This is a genomic window from Streptacidiphilus jeojiense (assembly GCF_000719095.1).
GTDB classification, from domain to species: domain Bacteria; phylum Actinomycetota; class Actinomycetes; order Streptomycetales; family Streptomycetaceae; genus Streptacidiphilus; species Streptacidiphilus jeojiensis.
On record NZ_JOEH01000078.1, the window covers coordinates 1 to 1,428 of the forward strand.

Annotated in this window: 1 protein-coding gene; it reads right to left on the reverse strand. The window is 68.6% G+C overall.

The genetic code is table 11. The annotated features are described in order from the left end of the window. Window positions 1-55 precede the first annotated feature (55 nt). Window positions 56-1,294 (reverse strand): IS256 family transposase, encoded by a 1,239-nt coding sequence (locus IF29_RS0141035; RefSeq protein WP_030267619.1) that lies wholly within the window; start codon window positions 1,292-1,294, stop codon window positions 56-58. Window positions 1,295-1,428 lie beyond the last annotated feature (134 nt).

Below are 1,428 nucleotides of genomic sequence, written 5' to 3' on the forward strand. Positions count from 1 at the left end.
GGTCACGTCTGCTGGCGTGGTGTATTGACGGCCAGTCGGTGATCTGGTTGTGAGGTTAGGCGGTGAGGGCGGTCGGGTCGGTGGTGTCGGTGGGTTGTCCCTCGATCGGGTGCAGGCGGCAGCGGCCGAGGATTTCGGAGCCGATGTAGCGGCGTTGTTCGGCCCATTCGTCGCTCTGCTCGGCCAGGACGGCGCCGACCAGGCGGATGACCGAGGGCCGGTCGGGGAAGATGCCGACGACGTCGGTGCGGCGCCGGATCTCCTTGTTCAGGCGTTCTTGCGGGTTGTTGCTCCAGATGCTCTTCCAGACCGTGCGCGGGAAGACCGTGAACGCCAGCAGGTCCTCGCTGGCGGCCTCCAGGTGCTCACCGGCGGCGGGGAACTTCTCCTGGAGGGAGCTAATGACCTGGGTCATCTGCTTGCGGACGGCTTCGGCGTCGGGCTGCTCGAACACGGTCCGCAGCAAGGTGGCGACCCAGGGCTGGGCCGACTTCGGGGCCAGCGACAACAGGTTTCGGGCGTAGTGGGTGCGGCACCGCTGCCAGCTCGCGCCGGGCAGGACACCGCCGATGGCGTCGACCAGGCCGGCGTGCGCGTCGGAGACCACGAGCTTGACCCCGCCCAGGCCGCGGGCGACCAGGGAGCGCAGGAACGCGGTCCAACCGGCCCCGTCCTCGACGGTGGCCACGTCGACGCCCAGCACTTCACGCTGGCCTTCGTTGTTGACCCCGACCGCGACCAGGCAGGCGATGTTGACCACGCGGCCGCCTTCGCGGACCTTCTGGGTCAGCGCGTCCAGCCACACGAAGGTGTAGGGGCCCTGGTCCAGGGGGCGGTTGCGGAACTCGGCCACCCGGGCGTCCAGGTGTTTGGCCATGTCGCTGACCTGCGACTTGGACAGCTGGGTGACGCCCAGGGTCTGGGCGAGCTTCTCGACGCGGCGGGTGGAGACCCCCAGCAGGTAGGCGGTGGCGACCACGGAGATCAGGGCCTGCTCGGCGCGGCGGCGGCGTTCCAGCAGCCAGGACGGGAAGTAGCTGCCCTGCCGCAGCTTGGGAATCGCGAGGTCGACGGTGCCCGCGCGGGTGTCCCACTCGCGTGGGCGATAGCCGTTGCGCTGGTTGACGCGCTCGTCGCTGACCTGCCCGTACTCGGCGTTGCACAGGGTGTCGGCTTCCGCGGACATGAGGCTGTCGGCGAACGTCTTGACCATCGCGCGCAGCAGGTCAGGACTCGCCGAGGCCAGGTTCGCCTCGATCAGGGCGTTCAGGGGCAGACTGTCGGGTGCGGTCATCGTGCTGGTCTCCTTCGGGCTTAGACACCTCGAAGATCAGCCGATGGCCGTTCAACTATGCGCGCTCCCAACCGATCCGGTGACAAACCCCCGGATCAGGTGGAAACCCGTACACCACTCCCCAGGACGCAACC